Annotated in this window: 17 protein-coding genes; 6 read left to right on the forward strand and 11 right to left on the reverse strand. The window is 71.6% G+C overall.

All coding sequences use genetic code 11. The features are described 5' to 3' along the window. The first annotated feature begins 7 nt into the window (after window positions 1–7). Complete coding sequence (locus POF73_RS08300; RefSeq protein WP_272113878.1) at window positions 8–1,069, forward strand: protein kinase family protein; 1,062 nt, start codon at window positions 8–10, stop codon at window positions 1,067–1,069. Here POF73_RS08300 and POF73_RS08305 read toward each other — a convergent pair. From POF73_RS08305 to POF73_RS08315, 3 genes are all read right to left on the reverse strand, one after another. Continuing rightward, window positions 1,039–2,079, reverse strand: a complete 1,041-nt coding sequence (locus POF73_RS08305) for an NUDIX hydrolase (protein ID WP_272113879.1) — start codon at window positions 2,077–2,079, stop codon at window positions 1,039–1,041. The genes POF73_RS08300 and POF73_RS08305 overlap by 31 nt on opposite strands. Before the next feature lie 147 nt (window positions 2,080–2,226). After that, window positions 2,227–2,487 (reverse strand): hypothetical protein, encoded by a 261-nt coding sequence (locus tag POF73_RS08310; protein ID WP_272114000.1) that lies wholly within the window; start codon window positions 2,485–2,487, stop codon window positions 2,227–2,229. A 112-nt stretch (window positions 2,488–2,599) separates the two neighbouring features. Continuing rightward, window positions 2,600–3,583, reverse strand: coding sequence for a TIGR01777 family oxidoreductase (locus tag POF73_RS08315; RefSeq protein WP_272113880.1), 984 nt, complete (start codon window positions 3,581–3,583; stop codon window positions 2,600–2,602). A gap of 203 nt (window positions 3,584–3,786) precedes the next feature. Here POF73_RS08315 and POF73_RS08320 point away from each other — a divergent pair, with 203 nt between their 5' ends. Then, complete coding sequence (locus tag POF73_RS08320) at window positions 3,787–5,811, forward strand: NPCBM/NEW2 domain-containing protein (RefSeq protein WP_272113881.1); 2,025 nt, start codon at window positions 3,787–3,789, stop codon at window positions 5,809–5,811. Between the two features lie 105 nt (window positions 5,812–5,916). Here the strand turns inward: POF73_RS08320 and POF73_RS08325 are convergent, their stop codons facing one another. After that, window positions 5,917–6,864, reverse strand: a complete 948-nt coding sequence (locus tag POF73_RS08325; protein ID WP_272113882.1) for an ROK family protein — start codon at window positions 6,862–6,864, stop codon at window positions 5,917–5,919. A gap of 224 nt (window positions 6,865–7,088) precedes the next feature. Between POF73_RS08325 and POF73_RS08330 the strand changes: the two genes are divergently transcribed. Both POF73_RS08330 and POF73_RS08335 read left to right on the forward strand, forming a co-directional pair. Further along, a complete protein-coding gene (locus POF73_RS08330; RefSeq protein WP_272113883.1) occupies window positions 7,089–8,198 on the forward strand; it encodes a LacI family DNA-binding transcriptional regulator in 1,110 nt (369 codons plus the stop codon). 7 nt (window positions 8,199–8,205) lie between these two features. After that, window positions 8,206–8,991: a hypothetical protein gene (locus POF73_RS08335; RefSeq protein WP_272113884.1), complete on the forward strand. Its 786-nt coding sequence runs from the start codon at window positions 8,206–8,208 to the stop codon at window positions 8,989–8,991. Between the two features lie 2 nt (window positions 8,992–8,993). Here POF73_RS08335 and POF73_RS08340 read toward each other — a convergent pair whose 3' ends face one another. Together POF73_RS08340 and POF73_RS08345 are read right to left on the reverse strand one after the other, a co-directional pair. Then, window positions 8,994–11,156, reverse strand: coding sequence for a serine/threonine-protein kinase (locus POF73_RS08340; protein ID WP_272113885.1), 2,163 nt, complete (start codon window positions 11,154–11,156; stop codon window positions 8,994–8,996). A 95-nt stretch (window positions 11,157–11,251) separates the two neighbouring features. After that, window positions 11,252–12,556: a DUF6986 family protein gene (locus POF73_RS08345; RefSeq protein WP_272113886.1), complete on the reverse strand. Its 1,305-nt coding sequence runs from the start codon at window positions 12,554–12,556 to the stop codon at window positions 11,252–11,254. A 182-nt stretch (window positions 12,557–12,738) separates the two neighbouring features. Between POF73_RS08345 and POF73_RS08350 the strand changes: the two genes are divergently transcribed. After that, complete coding sequence (locus POF73_RS08350; protein WP_272113887.1) at window positions 12,739–12,978, forward strand: hypothetical protein; 240 nt, start codon at window positions 12,739–12,741, stop codon at window positions 12,976–12,978. Between the two features lie 171 nt (window positions 12,979–13,149). Here the strand turns inward: POF73_RS08350 and POF73_RS08355 are convergent, their stop codons facing one another. Then, window positions 13,150–14,160, reverse strand: coding sequence for a hypothetical protein (locus POF73_RS08355; RefSeq protein ID WP_272113888.1), 1,011 nt, complete (start codon window positions 14,158–14,160; stop codon window positions 13,150–13,152). 204 nt (window positions 14,161–14,364) lie between these two features. On the opposite strand from POF73_RS08355, the gene POF73_RS08360 reads away from it, so the two are divergent. Further along, window positions 14,365–15,273 carry an endonuclease/exonuclease/phosphatase family protein gene (locus POF73_RS08360; protein WP_272113889.1) on the forward strand — a complete coding sequence of 303 codons (909 nt, stop codon included), beginning with the start codon at window positions 14,365–14,367 and terminating at the stop codon, window positions 15,271–15,273. Between the two features lie 58 nt (window positions 15,274–15,331). Here the strand turns inward: POF73_RS08360 and POF73_RS08365 are convergent, their stop codons facing one another. From POF73_RS08365 to POF73_RS08380, 4 genes are all read right to left on the reverse strand, one after another. Continuing rightward, window positions 15,332–16,306 (reverse strand): electron transfer flavoprotein subunit alpha/FixB family protein, encoded by a 975-nt coding sequence (locus tag POF73_RS08365; protein WP_272113890.1) that lies wholly within the window; start codon window positions 16,304–16,306, stop codon window positions 15,332–15,334. Window positions 16,307–16,380: 74 nt separating this feature from the next. After that, window positions 16,381–17,169, reverse strand: coding sequence for an electron transfer flavoprotein subunit beta/FixA family protein (locus POF73_RS08370; protein ID WP_272113891.1), 789 nt, complete (start codon window positions 17,167–17,169; stop codon window positions 16,381–16,383). 242 nt (window positions 17,170–17,411) lie between these two features. Beyond that, window positions 17,412–17,921 carry a flavin reductase family protein gene (locus POF73_RS08375; protein ID WP_272113892.1) on the reverse strand — a complete coding sequence of 170 codons (510 nt, stop codon included), beginning with the start codon at window positions 17,919–17,921 and terminating at the stop codon, window positions 17,412–17,414. Between the two features lie 209 nt (window positions 17,922–18,130). Next, the gene (locus POF73_RS08380; RefSeq protein ID WP_272113893.1) at window positions 18,131–18,544 is read right to left on the reverse strand and encodes a thioredoxin family protein; all 414 of its coding nucleotides are present in this window, start codon (window positions 18,542–18,544) and stop codon (window positions 18,131–18,133) included. Window positions 18,545–18,612 lie beyond the last annotated feature (68 nt).

Raw genomic sequence — 18,612 nt, forward strand, 5'->3', positions numbered from 1 at the left:
TGGGTGCATGACCCGCACCGCGCGCCTCAGCGCCCACACGGACATCGCCACGTCCCTCGCGCTTCTCTCCGACCACGAGCTCGCGCAGCTCGTCGCGGAGGGGACGCCGGCCGGAACCGGCATCGGTGGGCCGACGAAGGTGATCGAGGTGAACGGCGCCCGGGTGTTCGTGAAGCAGGTACGGCTCACCGACACCGAACTGCTCGCCGAGAACGTCCGCTCGACGGCCAACGTCTTCGATGTGCCCGCCTTCTGCCACTACGGCATCGGCAGCCCGGGCCTCGGCGCCTGGCGGGAGCTCGCGGTGCACACCATGACGACGAACTGGGTCGTCGCCGGCCGGTTCGCGGGCTTCCCCCTCATGCACCACTGGCGCATCCTGCCCCAGCCCTCGCAGCCCCTGCCCGACGAACTGGCCGACGTGGAGCGGGCCGTCGCCTACTGGGGAGGCGGCCCGCAGGTACGCGAGCGCATCGAGGGGCTCCGTACGGCCTCCTCGTGCCTGGCGCTGTTCCTGGAGCACATCCCGCACACACTCCACGACTGGCTCGGCACCCAGCTGGCGACGGGCGACGCTCAGGCCGCGTGCACGCTGGTGGAACAGCGCCTCGAAGCCACCACCGCCTTCCTGCGCACCCACCAACTCCTGCACTTCGACACCCACTTCCACAACATCCTCACCGACGGCGGGCAGCTCTACCTCGCCGACTACGGCCTCGCGCTCTCCGACCGTTTCCCGCTGACCCGGCAGGAGCGCGACTTCTTCGCCCGGCACCGTGACTACGACCGCGCCCACACCACCTGGTACCTGGTGATCTGGCTCGTCACCGAGCTGTACGGGTACCGGGGGCAGGAGCGGACCGACTTCGTCCGGGCCTGCGCCGACGGCGCCAGGCCCGGCGGCGGCATTCCGGAGGCCGCCGCCGGCGTCATCGCCCGACGTGCACGAGGAGCCGTTGTGATGGACGAGTTCCGGCACCGGCTGGAGCACGAGAGCAGGCTCGCCCCGTACCCGCACGAAGCACTGCGGGACGCGCTTCAGGGCGTCGGAATGCCAGCCTCCAGGTAGAGCGCCGCCCCGCGTTCCCGCGCCCGCAGCGCCCAGCGCAGCCGCTCGTAGCGCACCGGCGGCAGCAGATCGGCGGCCTCCTCCTCCGTGACGAAACGCCAGTCACGCAGCTCGGGGCCGGGCAGCAGCAGACGCTCGGCCGCCACGGAGTCCAGGCGCCCGCCGTCGAAGAGGAGGCGCAGACCGCCGTAGCCGGGAGGCGAGGGCCGCTCCCAGTCGACGACGAGGAGACGCGGTACGTCGTCCAGTTGGATCCCCGTCTCCTCGGCGACCTCACGCATGCCCGCGCGCGCGGGCGCCTCGCCGGGTTCGACGACCCCGCCGGGGAACTCCCAGCCCGGCTTGTAGGTGGGGTCGACGAGCAGTACCCGGTCCTGCTCGTCGAAGAGCAGCACCCCGGAGGCGACGGTCTCGGCGGTGGGCTCGGGTGTCTGCACGATGTCGCAGACGGGGACCGTACCGTCACCGACCGCTTCGGCGATCCGGACGGCGGTCTCGTACGGTGTCAGGCCGCCGTTGTCGACGGGATGGGCGTCGGCGGTGAGCCAGGAGGCGAGTGCGGCACGGTACGGCTCTATGTGGTCGTACGACCACTGCCGGATCCGTATCTCGCCGTCGGGCAGGTCGGGCGGGACGTCCCGCCCGGCTATTCGCTCCCGCAGGATCGTTTCCGCCGGGGCGAGGAGGATGTGCTGGACGGAAATACGGCGGGCGGCGAGACCGCCGAAGATCTCGTCGCGGTACTCCTGGCGCAGCAACGTCATGGGGACCACCAGGGTCCCGCCGAGCTCGGCGGACAGCGCGGCCGCCGTGTCGATCACGAGACGCCGCCAGATCGGCAGGTCCTGGAAGTCGCCGACCTCGGTGAGGCGCTTGGGCGGGAGCAGGTGGGTGAGTGCTCCGCCGATGACCTCGGGGTCGAAGAGCGTGCTGTTCGGGATCAGCTCGATCAGTTCCCGTGCGGTGGTGGTCTTCCCCGCACCGAACGCGCCGTTGATCCAAACGATCACGTTTCCCCCTCTTCTGTTGGCCCCCTGTGGCTTGCCCGCTCCACCCTGCCACGGAAACCAGCTCCCGTAGAGGGCGCATGACTACGGCGCCGGAGCCCTCGCGGGTGCGAGGGTGCCGGCGCCGTGTGATCGGGTCGATTGTGCTCGTCAGCGCTTCTTGCCGTGGGGGGCGTTGTTCACAGCCTTGTCCGTTTCACGGTTGATGGCCGTGCCGACGGTGTCCAGGGCCCGGTCCACGCTGATCCCGGCGAGCTTGGTCTGACCGCCCGTGTTGAGGCCGCCGAGCTTGCTCCGGCCGCCCATGTCCAGGCCCGCGACCTTGGTGTTACCGCCGACGTCGGGCATCCCGGCGGCGGGGGTCCCGGTGCCGGAGGTGCCCGAGAGGTCGGCAGAGTGGGACGGGGTGATCGCCGCGACGACGCATCCGGTGGCCAGGGAGGCGATGGCGAGCATGCTGCGCTTCTTCATGGCCGGTTCAACTGCGAAACCGGACCGGGGGTCACGCCCCACCTCGGGACAATCAGGACAGCGCGGGAACCCCGGATCCGGGCCGCCGGTCGACCCGGCGCAGCCGCACCCGCTGGACGAGATCGTCGGCCGCCTCCGGCCAGCGGGAGTGCTCGAAGGCGAACCCCGCGTCGAGGAGCCGGCCGGGGACGACGCGCCGGCTCTTGAGCAGCAGCTCGGTGTCCGAGCGCAGCGCGAACGCGCCGAGCTCCGCCATCCACCGGGTCGCGGGCAGACCGACAGGGACACCCCACGCGGAGCGCAGCGCCCGCATGAACGCACGCTGCGGCAGCGGTTCGGGGGCGGCGAGGTTCACCGGCCCGGTGAGATCGTCCCGGTCGACCAGGAAGTCGACGGCGCGGACGAAGTCACGGTCGTGGATCCAGGAGACGTACTGTCCGCCGCCCGCGACGGGGCCGCCGAGGCCCAGGCGTGCCAGCCCCAGCAGGACGTCGAACACGCCGCCCCGGTCGGGGCTCATCACCATGGCGGAGCGCAGGGCGACCTTGCGGGTGTGCGGGGTGTCGGCTTCCTCCTGCGCGCGCTCCCAGGCCCTGGCGATCTCGACGCTGTACGCCCAGTAGTCCGGCACGCCGGGCTCGCCGCCGCCGATGACGCCCGTCGCCTCGTCGTTGGGCGCGTCGAAGCGGTGGGCGTAGACGGTGGCGGTGCTCATCTGCAGCCAGACCCGGGGCGGCCGGGCGGCCCGGGCGATCGCCTCGCCGACGACCTGGGTGGAGTGGACCCGCGAGTCCATCATGGCCTGCAGATTGGGTGCGGTGTAGCGGCAGCTGACACTGCGGCCGGCCAGGTTGATCACGATGTCGCTGCCGTCGATCACCGTGGCCCAGTGCCCCAATGTCTCGCCGTCCCAGCGGACCTGCCGGTCATGGTTGGGCCGTCTGGTCAGGACCACGACGTCATGGCCCGCGGCGGTCAGCGCGCGGTTCAGGACGGTGCCCACCTGCCCGGTTCCTCCGGGGATCACTATCTTCATCGACTCCCCCATCTCGTGTGGCACAAGCCTAACGCAAGAATTGAACACGTTCAAAACATTGCCGCGCCAGCCATTCCGAGACCCTCAGGAATCCACACCTTGCCGCGCGACTTCCAACACGCTCCGACAGCTTCTACCGTGAACCCCGCCATGACGCGTGCATGCCGTCATCCCACCTTTTGCTGGTTCGGAGGAACGTAACGATGCGTCACCTTCCCACCCGCACAACCCGCACGAGACTGGTCGGAGCACTGGCCGCAGGTCTGCTGTGCGCGGCGGGGCTCGCCGTCCCCACGGCCGCCGCGGACCCCGCCGCTCCCGCCCTGGACGACGGGCTCGCCCTCACCCCGCCCATGGGCTTCAACAACTGGAACTCCACGCACTGCCGTGCCGAGTTCAACGAGTCCATGGTCAAGGGGATCGCGGACATCTTCGTCGAGAAGGGCCTCAAGGACGCCGGATACGAGTACGTCAACCTGGACGACTGCTGGGCCCTGCTCACCAGGGACGCGAACGGCAAGCTGGTGCCCGACCCGGTCCGCTTCCCGGGCGGGATCAAGGCGGTCGCGGACTACGTCCACGCCAAGGGCCTGAAGCTCGGCATCTACACCAGCGCGGGCACCAAGACGTGCAACACCGCCGGTTTCCCCGGCGCCCTCGGCCATGAGTACAGCGACGCCCGGCAGTTCGCGGACTGGGGCGTGGACTACCTCAAGTACGACAACTGCAACAACCAGGGCGTGGACGCCAAGCAGCGCTACACGACCATGCGCGACGCACTGAAGGCTGCCTCCCAGGAAACAGGTCGCCCGATCGTCTACAGCATCTGCGAGTGGGGCGAGAACAAGCCCTGGGAATGGGCCGCCGACGTCGGCCATCTGTGGCGCACGACCGGTGACATCAGCGACAACTGGGGCTCGATGCTGGCGATCCTGAAGCGGAACCTGCCGCTCGCGCCGCACGCCGGCCCCGGGCACTGGAACGACCCCGACATGCTGGAGGTCGGCAACGGCGGCATGACGGACACCGAGTACCGCTCGCACTTCTCGATGTGGTCGATCATGGCCGCGCCGCTGCTCATCGGCTCCGACCTGAGGTCGGCCTCCGCGGCGACCTTCGACATCCTCGGCAACCGCGAGGTCGTCGCGGTCGACCAGGACCCGCTGGGCAAGCAGGGCACGGTGATCTCCTCGCAGGGCGGGCGCTGGGTCGTCGCCAAGGAGATGCGGGACGGCAGCCGCGCCGTGGCCCTGTTCAACGAGTCCGGTACCGCCCGGCGCATCTCCACCAGCGCCGCGGCGGTCGGCCTGCCCGCCGCCGACGCGTACACGCTGCGCGATCTATGGCAGCACCGCAGCTACAACACCGCGGGCACGATCTCCGCGACCGTCCCCGCACACGGGACGGTCCTCCTGCGCGCCTGGGCCGACCCCAAGTGGGCGCAGTACCCGCCCGCCGTCGAACTCGGCCTGGACGGCGGCCCGTTCGTCGAGGCGGGCCGGACGGCGACACTGACGTCGACGGTCACCGACCTCGGGCGTACGCCGGCCCAGCGCGTGTCCGTCGCGCTGACCGGGCCCGAGGGGTGGGCCGTCCGGGCCATGTCACCGACCACCTCGCCCGCACTGCCGACAGGCCGCTCCCTGCGTACGACATGGGCGGTCACCGCGCCGGAGGGAACGCCTACGGGGTCGTACGGTCTCACCCTCAAGGCGAGTCACCGCTCACCGGCCGGGGTCCGCGTGGACAACGCGCTGCCGCTGACCGCGAGTGTGGTGGCACCACCTCCCTCAGGGACGTCCGGGCTGGGTGACCTGCCATGGCTGTCGGCCACCAATGGATGGGGACCGGTCGAACGCAACACCAGCAATGGCGAGAGCGGCGTGGGTGACGGCCAACCCATCACCGTCGGCGGCGTGGTGTACGGCAACGGGCTCGGCGTGCATGCCGAGAGTGCCGTCGAGTACTACGCCGGCGGCGCGTGCGAGACGGTCACCGCACAGGTCGGGCTCGACGACGAGGAGGGCGCGGACGGCACCGTCGCCTTCGAGATCTGGGCGGACGGCACCAAGGCCGCCTCGACCGGAGTCCTCACCAACGCGATGCCGGCCCAGCCGATCACGGCCGACGTGCGCGGCGCCCAGGTGGTGCGGCTCGTCGTCACGGACGGCGGGGACGGCATCACGTCGGACCACGGTGACTGGGCGGACGCGCGGCTCAGCTGCTGAGCCGGCCAGGGGCCGGCCGTTCGGCCCGGAGCACATGAGCGGGCCTCCGGCTGCCGAGCCGGTGACAGGGCTCGGCAGCCGGGGGAACGTTCCTGCCAGGGGCCGTCAGACCGTGGCCGCGTCGGCCCCCTTGGCGAGCGCCGCCGCCGCGGCCCCCACCAGTCCCGCGTCCGTGCCCATCTGGGCCGGCGTGACCACCAGGTGCTGGACGAAGGACAGGGTGGCGTAGTCGGTCAGCGCCTTGCGCAGCGGTACGAAGAGGACGTCGCCCGCCTTGCCGACGCCCCCGCCGATCACGGCGATGTCGATCTCCACGAGGGTCGCGGTGGCCGCGATCCCGGCCGCCAGGGCCTGCGCCGCCCGCTCGAAGGAGGCCACGGCGACCGGGTCGCCCTCGCGTGCGGAGGCGGCCACCGCGGCGGCGGAGGTGTCGCCGTCCGGGCCGGGCCGCCAGCCGTTCTCCAGGGCCCGCCGGGCGATGTTGGGGCCACTGGCGATGCGCTCCACGCAGCCACGTGAACCGCACGGGCACTCGTCGCCGTCCAGGTCGACACTGATGTGGCCGATGTGGCCGGCGTTGCCGGTGGGGCCGGGGTGCAGCCGGCCGTTGAGCACCAGGCCGCCGCCGACGCCCGTGGAGACGACCATGCAGAGGGCGTTGTCATGCCCCCGGGCCGCGCCCTGCCAGTGCTCGGCGGCGGTGATGGCCACCCCGTCGCCGATCAGCTCCACCGGCAGCCCGCCGGCCGCCTCGCGGACCCGCCGGACCAGCGGATAGTTCCGCCAGCCGGGCACGTTCACCGGACTCACGGTGCCCGCCGAGGCGTCCACCGGGCCCGCGCTGCCGATGCCGAGGGCCGAGGCACGCTCCCACAAGGGCGCCCCGGTGAGCTCGCCGACGACCTCCTCGACGGCCCGCATCACCGTCTCGCCGTCCTCCCGGGCCGGCGTCGCACGCTGGGCCCGGGCCACGATCGTGCCGTGACCGTCCACCAACGCTCCGGCGATCTTGGTGCCGCCGATGTCGAGCGCAGCCACGAGGTCGGTGTGCATCTGTGTCAGTTCTCCCGGTCAACCATTCGGAACTCCCCGCGGGCCACGGGAATTGGACGAGCCGGTCTCGCGGTGGGGGCGCAGGCCGGAGATTGCGGTGGACAGTGTCTCCTGGATCTGACAACGTTGTCCAGGCTCTATGCTCGACGCCACATCCTCATACAAACCCATGGGCCGACGCACCCCCCATGGACCGACGCATCCTCGCGGACCGACGTACCCCCATGAACCGACGCATCCGCTTGGACGACGACAGGACAGGACACCGCATCGTGCCCGAGGCCATCCGCCGATCCGATCGCCCCGCCGACCGCCTCTCCGGGGCCCGCTACGGCAATCGTCCGACCATGAAGGACGTCGCGGCGCGTGCCGGAGTCGGTCTGAAGACCGTCTCTCGCGTGGTCAACGGGGAGCCGGGGGTCACCCCGGAGACGGAGCGCCGGGTCCAGGAGGCCATCGACGCGCTGGGCTTTCGCCGCAACGACAGCGCGCGAGTGCTGCGCAAGGGCCGTACGGCGAGCATCGGCCTGGTCCTGGAGGATCTCGCGGACCCCTTCTACGGTCCGCTGAGCCGGGCGGTGGAGGAGGTCGCCCGGGCGCACGGTGCCCTGCTCATCAACGGCTCCAGCGCCGAGGACCCGGACCGCGAGCAGGAGCTGGCGCTCGCGTTGTGCGCGCGGCGGGTGGACGGGCTGGTGATCATTCCGGCCGGTGACGACCACCGGTACATGGAGCCCGAGCTCAAGGCGGGCGTCGCCACCGTCTTCGTCGACCGCCCGGCCGGGCAGATCGACGCCGACTGCGTCCTGTCCGACAACTACGGCGGTGCCCGGGACGGCGTCGCCCATCTCATCGCCCACGGCCACCGCCGGATCGGTTTCATCGGTGACATGCCCCGCATCCACACGGCCGCCGAGCGTCTGCGCGGCTACCGGGCCGCGATGGAGGACGCGGGCATACCGGTGGAGGACTCCTGGATGTCCCTGGGCGTCACCGACCCGCAGCGGGTGCGCCGGGCGGCCGAGGAGATGCTCTCCGGGCCCTCCCCCGTCACCGCGGTCTTCGCGGGCAACAACCGGGTGACGGTCACCGTGATCCGGGTCCTCGCCGAACAGACCCGCCGGGTCGCCCTCGTCGGCTTCGACGACATCGAGCTCGCCGACCTGCTGCAGCCCGGCGTCACGGTCGTCGCGCAGGACGCGGCGGCGATCGGCCGTACCGCCGCCGAGCGGCTGTTCCGCCAGCTGGACGGCACCCTCGTCACCCCCGAACGCATCGAGCTGCCGACGCGGCTCGTCACCCGCGGCTCCGGCGAGCTGCCGCCGGCGGACTGAACCGGCCATGAACGACCGCACGAGCGGGTCGTGGCTCCCTGAGGGCGGCCGCTCCTTGGAGGCGCTCGGCCTGGCCGAGGCGCCGCGCGATCATCCGCTGCTCTACCCGGGCGCCTGGCCGTCCGACTCCGCACTCCTCGACGGGAACCGGCTGCTGCCCCTGGACAGCCTGGTGCACGACGACCGCGTGCCCGTCCTCGCGGTCGGCTCCAACGCCTGTCCCGGCCAACTCCGCCACAAGATGGACGAGTTCGGCATCGTCTCCCCCCTCCCCATGGTGAAGGCACGGGTGACCGGCATCGAGGTGGGTGTCTCCGCGCATGTGAGCCGCATGGGGTACGTGTCCGCGTCGCCGTTCCACGCGCCGGGCCACGTACGGGAGTTGTTCCTCAGCTGGCTCGACGCCGAGCAGCTCGCGGTGGTCGACGCGAGCGAGGGAGTGCGCGCGCCGCGCGGCAACTACGGCCGCGCCTGGCTGCCGGCGTCCGACGTGCGGACCGACCTGGCGGACGGCACCACCCTCCCGGGCGTGTTCGCCTACGTCAACCGCCATGGCGTCCTGCACGACGGCACCGGCGCGCCGCGCACCCACCCCGGCCAGCGTGCGCTGCTCACCGAACTCCTGGTGGGCTCGGCCCGGTTGCGGGAGCTGTTCGGCGTCACTCCCGAGGAGTTCTCCGCGCGGGCGCGAGCCGACGCCGGGCTGTGCGATCGCGGCACCCTGCTGTTCGCGGAGGAGAAGCTGGTGACGGCCTCCGGACTGGAGGGACACCTCCAGTCCGGGCAGCCCTGAGCTCAGCAGACCGGGAGACCGGGGAGCGGCGCGTCGTTGTCGCCGCCCTTGATGTAGACGTCGCTGACGTAGACGTTGGTGTTGCCGTTGTCGTCGTCCGTCTTGGCCCACCAGACGTTGGTCCACTCGCCGTACGTCTCGCGGCGGCCCAGGTTCTGCTGGCAGTAGAAGTAGTTGGTGCCCGCGTTGAGGACGCCGACCTCGGAGCCGGAAGCGGTGTAGGACTTGGCGGTCCGCCAGACCTCGCAGTTGTACTTGCCGCCGCCCACGGCGGTGCAGGCCGGGGCCTGTGTGCTGCCGCCACCGCCGGTGCTTCCCCCGCCGCCCGTGGTGCCGCCACCGCCGGTGCTGCCTCCGCCGCCCGTCGTTCCGCCGTCTCCGCCCGTGGTGCCGCCGTCGGTGCCGCCCCCGCCGGAGCCCGAGGTCTTGGTCGGGGAAGAGGTGGTGGGCCCTTCGGTCGGCTCGCTTCCCGCCGATCGGCTCGGGGACTTCGTGGCGTCGGGCGACTTCTTGTCGTCCTTGTCGGTCAGGCCGGCCTCGCCCGGGTCGTCGGCGTCGGGGCTGCCGCTCGCATCCGCGGACGCGCCCGGGGAGGTGGCGGACGCGTTGGTCTGCGCCTTTTCCTTGGTGCCGCCCGTGTTGTTCACCAGGGCGACCGTGACCCCGGCAGCCGCGAGAACGACGACGACGGCCACGGCGGCGAGCAGGGCGCGGCCCTTGCGCCGAGCGGGCGGGGTCGAGGAGGAGGTGACCATCGGGCCGGTGGGGGCCTGGTCCGGCGACTGCGGGGTGGTGCCGCCGAAGCCGGACTGCGGGTGCCCGGAGTACGGCTGAGCGGACTGCGGCCCGCCGAACTGTGGCTGGTCGGGCTGTGGTTGGCCGGGCTGCCCCGGTGCGTTACTGAACGGCGACGCGGGCGACTGTCCGGGGGCGGCGTGCCCCGGTACACCCGGGCCGGGCTGCCCGGCGGCGCCGAAGCCCGGTACCGGCGGCGTGCCCTGGCTCTGGCCGGGAGTCGCGGGGCCCTGCGCCCCCTGTCCCGCGGCCCCGAAGCGAGGCGCCCCGGGGAGGTCGGAGGCGGGCACGCCCTGCACGGGAGTGTCGTTGCCCTGGGCTCCCGGCACGCCCTGTGACTGGCCGCCGTACGCCTGTCCGGCGGGTGCCGCCGGGCCGGGCTGCGCCTGTCCGTCGGGGCCCGTGGCCGCCGTCGGTGCCACGGCCGGCGGTACCGACGAGACGCTGCGCTCCGTCTCACCGGGCCCGGCGAGATCAGGTCCGCGCAGGGCCGCCGTCGGGGCGTCCGTGCCGTCCGAGTCCGCCACGGCCTGGAGGAGTTCGCGTGCCTCGCCGGCCTCGGGGCGGGACTCGGGGCGCTTGTCCATCAGCCGCTGGAGGACGGGGCCGAGGGGGCCGGCGTGCGCGGGCTCGGGGAGGGGCTCGCTGACGATCGCGGTGAGGGTGGAGAACGTCGACGTGCGGCGGAAGGGCGCGGAGCCCTCCACCGCCGCGTACAGCGTGGCGCCCAGGGCCCAGACGTCCGAGGAGGGGCCCGGATCGGAGCCTTGGGCGCGCTCGGGGGCCAAGTAGTCCAGGGAGCCGACGAGATGGCCGGTGCGGGTCAGGTTGGTGGCCGAGCCGTCGCCCGGGTCCTCCATCGTCGCGATGCCGAAGTCGGTGAGCACGACGCGGCCGGAGGCCTCCAGCAGGATGTTGCCGGGCTTGACGTCGCGGTGCAGGACGCCGGCGCGGTGGGCGGCGGCCAGCGCGTCCATGACCTTGGCGCCGATCGCGGCCGCCTCACGCGGGTCGAGGGTGCCGCGCTCACGCAGAACGGCTTCCAGCGAGGGGCCGTCGACCAGCTCCATCACGATCAGCGGGCGTCCGTCGACCTCGGCCACGTCGTGCACCGCCACGACGCCGGGGTGCCGCACCCGGGCCGCCGCGCGGGCCTCGCGCTGCATCCGCAGCCGCAGATCCGCGAGTTCGGGGCCGTCGGCATCGCTGTAGGTGCGCAGTTCCTTGACGGCGACCTCACGGCCGAGGACCTCGTCGACGGCCCGCCAGACCACGCCCATGCCGCCGCGCCCGAGCTGTGCGAGGACGCGATAACGCCCGGCCAGCAGGCGTCCGGCCTCGTCGGTCTGTCCGTTCTCCCCCGATGACACCGCTGCCCCGTTCCTGTGACACGTCAATGCGTCCGTACAGAGTACGGGGCAGCGGTGACAGCGCCAGCCTGCGGTGGCGCCTGTGAAGGCCCCCGCTACTTGGCCGAGACGGTCAGATCGCCGCGCCGGGGCGCCGCGAATCCCTCCAGATCGGCGCGGGTCAGGCCGGTGAGCCGGGCGACCTCGGCGATGTCGAGGGCGCCGCAGTCCAGGCCACGCAGGAGATAGCCGCTGAGCGCCTTGGCGGTGGCGGGCTCGTCCATGACGTCGCCGCCGGCGCGGTTGGCGTAGCGGGCGAGGCGGGCCGCAGCCTGCTCAAAACCTTCACGGTAGAAGGCGAAGACGGCGGCGTACCGGGTCGGGATGTGGCCGGGGTGCATGTCCCAGCCCTGGTAGTAGGCGCGGGCGAGGGCCCGGCGGGTGAGGCCGTAGTGCAGTCGCCAGGCGTCGTGGACCTTGGCGGTCGGGCCGACGGGCAGGACGTTCGTCGAGCCGTCCGAGACGCGTACGCCGGTGCCGGCCGCCGCGACCTGCATGATCGCCTTGGCGTGGTCGGCGGCCGGGTGGTCGCTGGCCTGGTAGGCGGCCGAGACGCCGAGGCAGGCGCTGTAGTCGAAGGTGCCGTAGTGCAGGCCCGTGGCGCGGCCCTCGGCGGCCTGGATCATCCGGGCGACGGTGGCGGTGCCGTCGGTGGCGAGGATGGACTGGCTGGTCTCGATCTGGATCTCGAAGCCGATCCGGCCGGGCTCCAGCCCACGCGCCTTCTCGAAGGCCTCCAGCAGCCGCACCATGGCGGTCACCTGCTCGGGGTACGTCACCTTGGGCAGCGTGAGCACCAGCCCGTCGGGCAGGCCGCCGGCCTCCATCAGGCCGCTGAGGAAGATGTCGAGGGTGCGGATGCCCCGGTCGCGGACGGGCGCCTCCATGCACTTCATGCGGATGCCCATGTACGGCGCCTCGGTGCCGTTCTCGTACGCCTGAGCGATCAGCCGCGCAGCGCGGGCGGCGGCCTCGTCCTCCTCGGCGTCGGGTCGGGGGCCGTAGCCGTCCTCGAAGTCGACGCGCAGGTCCTCGATGGGCTCGTGCTCCAGCTTGGCGCGCACGCGCGCGTGGACGGGCTCGGCGAGTTCGTCGGACAGACCGAGGACGGCGGCGAAGGACGCGGCGTCCGGGGCATGCTCGTCGAGGAGCGCGAGGGCCTGGTCGCCCCAGGAGCGCAGGGTGTCGGCGGCGAAGACATCGCCGGGGACGTAGACGGTGTGGACGGGCTGACGGGTGCCGGGGTCGCCGGGGTAGCGGCGCTCCAGCTCTGCGTCGACCGGGGCGAGGGAAGCGCTGATCTCCTCGCTGACGGCGCCCGCGAGGCTCGTCGCCACCTTCTCCTGCTGGCCCTGACCCATTCCTACACCCTCCTGTTTTCCGCTATACGGAATCAACAATCCGTATAATGAAGTTATGCGCGGACCATGCTCATGGTCAATACCCTCCTCGGCAGCGGCGCACCGCGCCAGTCCCGCCCCGAGGGGCGCGTGGCACGGTCGCTCACCACGCTGCCGTGACGCCCCTCTGGCACGGTGAGCGAATGACTTCCGCCGAACGCCGTACGGCAATATGCCTCGTACGCGTCGTACTGCAGTCCGACCGCACCCTGTTCACCCTGCGCCTCGTACCCGACATCGAGCGGTCCGCGACGGTCGAGACATTCGTCACCTCGGACATCGGATCCGCCGTACGGATCTTCCGCGCGTTCCTCCTGGATTTCGAGGCCGAACGGCAGAAAACGGATGAAACGCATCCGCCGCAGGGGCCGGCATCCTCGTGACAGCGTGGTGACGCGGGCATCTCTACGCTCGCGGCGTGGCACACCAGCGGGGGAGGAGGAGTGCCATGGTCGCCGAATTCGCGCAGTCACTCGTCGACGACGAGGCCCCTGAGGACGTCCCCGTCCTGCACCTCTTCAACGGCCCGTACGTCACGGTCGGCACGCGACGGCTCAATGTTCCCGGTCCCGGCCGGCGGGCAGCAGCCGGTACTCGGCCTGCACCGGCCGGGCCGGCGGCCGTACAGCGCACGTGGTGCCGTCGGCTCGGCGCCGGAAGCTGTCACGCTGGACGGCGGGACCGGCCCGTTCCGGGTCGTCTCGCAGGTCGCTCAGCTCCACGAGGAGCACGGGGTCGGGCAGCCGGTCGGCAGCGGCCGGGCCGTCCAGGGGCGCTTCCTCCACCACCACGGGAACCTGCACGGAGAGCGTGGCGCCGGGGCCGACGGAATTGCGCAGTGGGTGGGTGGGATCGAGCGTGAGCCGGGTCTCGTCCGCCGGGTCGTCGTGGACGGCGGCGATCACGTCGTAGGACTGCGGTGTCCCGCCCGTGCCGGGGTCGACAAGGATCCGGTTGCGGGCGCGCAGCCTGCGCCGGACGGGCGACAGCCGGAGTTCGGTACTGCCCGCGGCGGCCGGGCGCAGGGGCAGCCGGTGGGCTCCGGGCAGCGCGACGGGTTCGGCCAGTACGGCGACGAGGGCGGCCTCGGCGGCGACGAGCGGTTCGTCGACGATCGCGAGCAGCTCGTCGAAGGACATCTCCAGCTGATGGTCGGTCAGGCAGCGCAGCGTGAGTCGGGTGATGGCGCCGCGCCGGTCCCGGTCGATGCCGAGGTGCCGTTGTTCCCAGGCGCCGGGGCGGGCCGCCGGCAGCAGCCAGCGGTGCTCCTCGCCGGGTGTGTCGGCGGCGTCGGTGTAGCCGAACTCGGCGAGGAACGGCCGGCCGTCGGTGCCGTCGGCGGGCTGGTCCGAGCGGATCCACAGGCGCAGTTCACCGGCGTCGTTCAGATCCAGTGGGGCGCCCGGCACGAATTCGGCCCGTGCTCCGCCGGCCTCAGGGCGCGCGCTCAGACGTATCGCGGGCATACCGCTCGGCGTGTCGTCGGCCGGGACCTGCGTGACGGCCAGCAGGGCGGGTGCGGTCGACACCCACGGCTGGTCGAACCCGTGCACGACGACGTCCATGGCGCCCCCTTCCCTCATCGGCTATCGCGACGCCAGGCCACGGTAGGGCGCCCGCCGTCGCGGGCCCGTTACCGGAAGGCCCCGCCGGTTCCGGCCCAACTCCCGTGCGGATGACGGCCGTCGGGCATGAACGCCCCCTCGGCCTGGGAAGCCACCCCTCATCTCCTCGCTCTGTCCGATCCGGTACTCGACGAAGGAGCCCCTGTGCCGAACCACAGCCGAGTCACGCGCCGTCTGGGCCTCAGGATCGCGTTGGCGACCGCGGTCACCGCGCCCCTGTCCAGCGCGGCTCTGCCCACCTCCGCGGCCTCGGCGGGCGAGCATCCGCCCCGCCGGCATCTCCAGGCCATGTCCTTCAACCTTCGGTTCGCGAGCACCACGGAGCCCAACAGCTGGACCGTGCGCAGACCGGTGATGCGTGAGCTGCTGCGCCGCGAGGCCCCGCACGTCATAGGCACCCAGGAGGGAGTCTTCTCGCAGCTGCTCGACCTCGACGCCGACCTCGGCGAGCGCTACGACTGGGTGGGCACCGGCCGCCTGCACGGCAGCCGCGACGAGAACATGGCCGTCTTCTACGACTCCCATCGACTGCACCCGACCGAGTATGACCACTTCTGGCTCTCCGACGCCCCGGACGTGATCGGCTCCAACACCTGGGGGGCTGCCTTCCCCCGTATGGTCACCTGGGTCCGATTCCGCGATCTGGCCGACGACGGGCGGGAGTTCTACGTCCTCAACACGCACTTCGACCATGTCAGCCAGTTCGCCCGCGTGCGCAGCGCCCGGCTCATCGCCGAACGGATCGCCGGGTTCGACCGCTCGCTGCCGGTCGTGGTGACCGGTGACTTCAATGTCGCCGCCCACAAGAACGGGGTGTACGACACCCTGCTCGACTCCGGTCTCGTCGACACCTGGGACACCGCGCGCGAGCGCAGCGCGCTGTACGGCACCTTCCACGGCTACAAGCCGCTGAAGCCGGACGGCGACCGCATCGACTGGATCCTGAGCACGCCCGGCGTCACGGCGCACCGGGCGGTGATCAACACGTTCGCCGAGAACGGCCAGTTCCCGAGCGACCATCTGCCCGTGCAGGCGTTCCTGAGCCTGGGATGACACGAGGCCCCCATGACCGTCGGCACGGTCATGGGGGCCTCGCTGCGCCTGTGCGGGATCAGCCCTTGCGGGCCTTGATCTCCTCGGTCAGGGCCGGGACGACGTCGAAGAGGTCGCCGACGACGCCGTAGTCGACCAGCTCGAAGATCGGGGCCTCGGCGTCCTTGTTGATCGCCACGATCGTCTTCGAGGTCTGCATGCCGGCGCGGTGCTGGATCGCGCCGGAGATACCGGAGGCGATGTACAGCTGCGGCGACACGCTCTTGCCGGTCTGGCCGACCTGGTTGGTGTGCGGGTACCAGCCCGCGTCCACCGCGGCACGCGAGGCACCGACGGCCGCACCGAGCGAGTCGGCGAGGGCCTCGATGATCGAGAAGTTCTCCGCGCCGTTGACGCCACGGCCACCGGAGACCACGATCGCGGCCTCGGTCAGCTCCGGACGCCCGGTCGACTCACGCGGCGTGCGCGCGGTCACCTTGGTGCCGGTGGCGGCGGCGGAGAAGGTCACTGCGAGGGCCTCGACCGCACCGGCGGCCGGAGCGGCCTCCACGGCGGCCGAGTTCGGCTTGACCGTGATGACCGGGGTGCCCTTGGAGACACGGGACTTGGTGGTGAAGGACGCGGCGAACACCGACTGGGTGGCCACCGGGCCCTCGTCGCCGGCCTCCAGGTCGACGGCGTCGGTGATGATGCCGGAGCCCAGACGCAGCGCCAGACGGGCGGCGATCTCCTTGCCCTCGGCGGAGGACGGCACCAGCACGGCGGCCAGGGAGCCCCCGGCGGACACCACCTCGACGGCGGCCTGGAGGGCGTCGACCTTCGGGACGACCAGGTAGTCGGCGTACTCGGACGCGTCGTGGGTGAGGACCTTGACCGCGCCGTGCTCGGCGAGGGTGGCGGCGGTGTCACCGGCACCACTGCCGAGGGCGACGGCGACCGGCTCGCCGACGCGGCGGGCCAGGGTCAGCAGCTCCAGCGTGGGCTTGCGGACGGCACCGTCCACGTGATCGACGTAGACGAGAACTTCAGCCATGGGAATGCTCTCCTGCGGATTGCGAAGTCTTAAGGGGCGGAAGGGGTGTTGAGCCTCAAGCGGGCCGGTGCCCCTTAGATGAACTTCTGGCTCGCGAGGTACTCGGCGAGCTGCTTGCCGCCCTCGCCCTCGTCCTTGACGATCGTGCCGGCGGTACGGGCCGGACGCTCGGCCGCGCTGTCCACGACGGTGTAGGCACCCTCAAGACCGACCTCCTCCGCCTCGATGTCGAGGTCGGAGAGGTCCCAGGACTCCACCGGCTTCTTCTTGGCGGCCATGATGCCCTTGAAGGACGGGTAACGCGCCTCGCCCGACTGGTCGGTGACCGACACGACGGCCGGCAGCGACGCCTCCAGCTGCTCGGTGGCGGTGTCGCCGTCCCGGCGGCCCTTGACCGTGCCGTCCTCCACGGAGACCTCGGACAGCAGGGTGACCTGCGGGACGCCCAGACGCTCGGCCAGCAGCGCCGGTACGACACCCATGGTGCCGTCGGTGGAGGCCATGCCGGAGATCACCAGGTCGTAGCCGGCCTTCTCGACGGCCTTGGCCAGCACCAGCGAGGTGCCCAGGGCGTCGGTGCCGTGCAGGTCGTCGTCCTCGACGTGGATGGCCTTGTCGGCGCCCATGGACAGCGCCTTGCGCAGGGCGTCCTTGGCGTCCTCGGGGCCCACCGTCAGAACGGTGATCTCCACGTCGTCGTCGGAGTTCTCGGAGATCTGCAGCGCCTGCTCGACCGCGTACTCGTCGAGCTCGGAGAGCAGACCGTCCACGTCGTCCCGGTCGACGGTCAGGTCATCGGCGAAGTGCCGGTCGCCAGTGGCGTCGGGCACGTACTTCACAGTGACAACGATCCTCAAGCTCACGCCGGCTCTCCTACTGCGTCGACATTTCTCTGCTGCCTACTTGCAGGCAGCATAGGCGCCCCAAGCGGCTGGTCCCGTTCGGAGCGACCCGCGCCCCGAGCGAAATATTACTCGTCAGTACACCCAGTTCATCCCCGCTAAGCAAGCGCTTTGAACTGTGACCTTTGCAACGCAGCGTAATCGGATTCGGACGGCTTCGCAGAACGACGGAGGGCTTGATCGGTCACATCGGCCTGGTGAGGTCAGTCACGTAGGCCGTTGAACCGGCCCTGGTGGTACAGGAGCGGACGTCCGGGACCGCTGGGGTCACCGAGCACGACCTCGCCCAGCACGATGCGGTGATCGCCCGCGGGCACGCGCGCCACGATCCGGCACACCATCCAGGCCAGGACGTCGTCGAGGACGGGGACACCCTCGGGGCCCTCGCGCCACACCGTGGGCGCGCCGAAGCGGTCGGCGCCGCTGCGGGCGAAGGTCGCGGCCAGCTCCTGCTGGTGCTCGCCGAGTATGTGGACGCCGACGTGGTCCGTCCCGGCGATCGCCGGCCAGCTGGAGGCGCCGGTGCCGATACCGAAGGAGAGGATCGGGGGCTCGGCGGAGACGGAGGTGAGGGAGGTGGCGGTGAAGCCGACCGGGCCCGCCTCCCCGCGCGCGGTGATCACGGCCACTCCGGCGGCATGGCGCCGGAACACGGAGCGGAGCAGTTCGGGCGAGGCCTGCTGAGTGGTGCCGAGGTCGGACATGGCCGTCATGGAGTTGTCCTTCTGCGAGGGGAGGCGTGCGGATCCGTTGCTGCTCAACAGCTCGGACAGCAGGCGCTCGCGGTACGGGCCAGATCGACGTGGGCCCGTCCGAAGAGAAGGAGTTCCTCAGGCATACGGTCAGGCTGACGATAGGTGGTGCGCACAGTCAAGTACGTTCCGCCATGTGGGAGATGACTCACCCTCGGTGTCACACCCCCTCAGACCGCTTCCCCGAGGGCGGCGATCACGTCCGCCTTGCGCGGCTGACCGGTGGCCCGCCGTACGACGTGACCGTCGGCGTCGAGGACCAGCACGGTCGGCGTCTTGAGGATGTCGAACCGCCGTACGAGGTCCAGGTTGTCCTCGGCGTCGAGTTCGACATGGGTCACGCCCGGGACCATGCCGGCCACCTCGCCCAGCACACGCCGGGTGGCCCGGCAGGGGGCGCAGAACGCGCTGGAGAACTGCACGAGGGTGGCGCGCTCGCCCAGCGCCTCGCCCAACTCGGCCGCCCCGAGCCGCTTTCCGTCGTCGCGCCCGCGCACGCGCACTCTCCCGCTCCGCCGCCGCTGCAGCACTCCGTATGCGCTCGCCGCCGCGAGCACCGCCACACACACCACAAGTCCGGTCATCACCCTGCTCAAGCATTCACGAGACTGCAAAGATTCCCGACTCCCCCCGCGGCCCCCGATGCGGAATG

The organism is Streptomyces sp. HD, from assembly GCF_028369295.1.
GTDB lineage: Bacteria > Actinomycetota > Actinomycetes > Streptomycetales > Streptomycetaceae > Streptomyces.